3 protein-coding genes and 1 pseudogene are annotated in these 2,629 nt (G+C 62.2%); 2 read left to right on the top strand and 2 right to left on the bottom strand.

Annotated features, from left to right (window positions below; genetic code table 11):
- Both ABYB95_RS21120 and ABYB95_RS21115 read left to right on the top strand, forming a co-directional pair.
- A pseudogene (locus ABYB95_RS21120) lies at positions 1 to 359 on the top strand (ABC transporter ATP-binding protein); the annotation flags it as partial.
- Position 360: 1 nt separating this feature from the next.
- Positions 361 to 1,086: an ABC transporter ATP-binding protein gene (locus tag ABYB95_RS21115; protein ID WP_372661537.1), complete on the top strand. Its 726-nt coding sequence runs from the start codon at positions 361 to 363 to the stop codon at positions 1,084 to 1,086.
- A 173-nt stretch (positions 1,087 to 1,259) separates the two neighbouring features.
- On the opposite strand, the gene ABYB95_RS21110 is transcribed toward ABYB95_RS21115, so the two are convergent.
- Both ABYB95_RS21110 and ABYB95_RS21105 read right to left on the bottom strand, forming a co-directional pair.
- Positions 1,260 to 1,718: a YciI family protein gene (locus tag ABYB95_RS21110; protein ID WP_372661534.1), complete on the bottom strand. Its 459-nt coding sequence runs from the start codon at positions 1,716 to 1,718 to the stop codon at positions 1,260 to 1,262.
- Positions 1,719 to 1,886: 168 nt separating this feature from the next.
- Positions 1,887 to 2,321 carry a DUF2846 domain-containing protein gene (locus ABYB95_RS21105; protein ID WP_372661531.1) on the bottom strand — a complete coding sequence of 145 codons (435 nt, stop codon included), beginning with the start codon at positions 2,319 to 2,321 and terminating at the stop codon, positions 1,887 to 1,889.
- Positions 2,322 to 2,629 lie beyond the last annotated feature (308 nt).

The following is a 2,629-nucleotide window of genomic DNA, read 5'->3' as shown; positions in this document are numbered from 1 at the left end:
TGGACGATCTTGCGGACGAGATGACCGTGAACCTACCGTATGGACGCAAGCGCGCGCTGGAAATTGCCACCACTTTGGCGATGGAGCCCGAGCTGATGCTGCTCGACGAGCCCACGCAAGGCATGGGCCACGAAGACGTCGACCGGGTGACCGAACTCATCAGGAAGGTCGCCGTCGGCCGCACCGTCCTGATGGTCGAACACAACATGAAAGTGGTCTCTACCATCGCCGACCGCATCACGGTGCTGCAGCGCGGCGCGGTGCTGGCTGAAGGCCCGTACGCCGAGGTATCGAACAACCCCCAAGTGATGGAGGCCTACATGGGCACGACCGACGGGCAACTACAAGGACAACACTGACATGAAGCTCCCGTCTCCCAATACACCGGCACTGGAGATCAGCAGCCTTGAAGCATGGTACGGCGAATCCCACGTGCTGCACGGCGTGGACATGGCCGTTATGCCGGGCGAGGTGATCACCTTGCTGGGCCGCAACGGCGCAGGGCGCACCACGACCATGCGGGCCATCATGGGCCTGACCGACGCCCGCACAGGTTCGATCAAGGTCAACGGTATGGAAACCATCGCCATGCCTACGCACCGGATCGCCCACCTTGGCATCGGCTATTGCCCCGAAGAGCGTGGCATTTTTGCCAGTCTGTCCTGCGAGGAAAACCTGCTGCTGCCACCGGTGCTGAAGACGAGCGCGCCGGGCATGTCGATCGAGGAAATCTACGAGATGTTCCCCAATTTGGCCGAACGCCGCCACAGCCCGGGAACTCGACTCTCGGGCGGCGAACAGCAAATGCTGGCCGTGGCGCGCATTCTTCGCACGGGTGCTCGCCTGCTGCTGTTGGACGAGATTTCCGAAGGCCTGGCACCGGTGATTGTTCAGGCGCTGGCCCGCATGATCGTCTCGCTGCGCGAGAAGCAATACACCATCGTCATGGTCGAGCAGAACTTCCGGTTTGCCGCCCCATTGGCCGACCGGTTTTATGTGATGGAGCACGGCCGCATCGTCGAGCGTTTCAGCGCCGCCGAGCTCGATGAAAAGATGGACTCGTTGACCGAGCTGCTGGGCGTTTGATGCGGGATGAGGCGCAGCAGGTACCGATTGCCGGCTACCGTTTCACCCCGACAGTTCCACACCCGCTTTTCAAGCCGGGGTGAGCAGGAAGGGCTACTGGCCCGAGGCCTCGATATCGGGCCAGTAGCCCGAGAGCATCTGCAGCACGCGGGGGCTCGTTTTGTACCGGGCTTTCAAGGCTTTGAGCTTGCGGCCGGTCCTCGCGCCTGCCACACCGACGCGCTCCAAGTGGGCGCGACAGACCTGATGATCGCAAGCAGCTCGGGCGGAATATCCCCCGCCCCCGTCAACGGCCGAATGTCCAGCACGTCATCACTCCCCATTCCGCAAGGCGCGCGCAACGCCCACTGGATGGCTTCTTCGAGCGACGGTACGTCGATGATGTAGAAACCGCCCACCAACTCTTTCGACTCGGCGAAAGGCCCGTCAACGAGCTGCCGCGCCCCCTGGGACACCGCGACGCGAGCACCCCGCGCGGCAGGATTCAACCCTTCGGACGCAACCAGCACGCCGGCTTGGTGCATCTCTTCGTTGAATGCCATGTACGCCGCAAAAAGCTTCTCGTCGAAAGCCGCCTCCGCGCCCCCTCCTGCCTCTTGCGCACCCGCCTGTGCCGTGATGATGAATCGCATCGTCGTCTCTCCTGTGGTTGTTGCCATTGTTGACACGACGAATGGCGGTTGGTCAGATCGACACGGCGGAAGGCTTGGACTTTTCATCCACCCACTTGGGGGCGCCCTTGTTGAGGGCGATCCGAAAACCCGTTCCGGTGAACGCCCGCCGTCACCCCAGCGCGCAGGCTATTTGCTCACCGCGAGCTGGGTCTCCAGAACGCCCTTCTTGCCTTCCTGCTCGCCGACCAGGTGGAGCTTCGTCCGGGCGAACATGACGCCCATCTTGACTTCTTGCCAGATGAAAGCCAGCGTTCCCGGCTTGAGATCGACTTCGACGGTGTCGGTGTTCTCGGCCTTGGACGCGACCGTGTGCTTGCCAGGCGCGACCTCCTTGTAGAAATACGTCTTGGCCACCGTTTCGCCGATGTTTTGTCCGTCGATGATGACGTCCATCTTCACGGCGGCCCCCATGGACTCGTTCCGATAGACGTAAATGCCGGCCTTGTCCGCAGGTGCCTGAAAGGTCTTCGCCGCCGCGTCGAGGTGCGGCGCACCCATCGGCACAGAGGCACAACCAACCAGAGACAGGGATACAAGCAGGGCGGTGGGTAGCTTCGACATCGTTCCTCCGATGGTGGATGAGTGGGTTGCGCGCCGTTTGCGCGCCTCGGATTATCCATCCTGACGCACAAGGAAAAAGAGGTGTTTCCCCTCCCGGGCGATCCACGCGTTCGCGGGGCATGGCAACTCGGTGCCTCATGGCCATGGGGCCCTGCTCGGGTGCCGCCACTGGGGGTGAGAACCAGAAATGCCGCCACCCAAGAAGAATGTCCAAGGCCTGACTTCGTGGACAGTCCGTGTGGAATTCAGGCGTAGGGCTCACCGACCAAGGCCTGCAACTTCAGGACGGTTGCCCAGTTTCTGGTCGT

The organism is Hydrogenophaga sp. (assembly GCF_041633695.1).
Taxonomy (GTDB): Bacteria; Pseudomonadota; Gammaproteobacteria; order Burkholderiales; family Burkholderiaceae_C; genus Hydrogenophaga.
The sequence above is the reverse complement of the archived record's forward strand: the minus strand, read 5'-3'. Positions and strand labels throughout refer to the sequence as shown.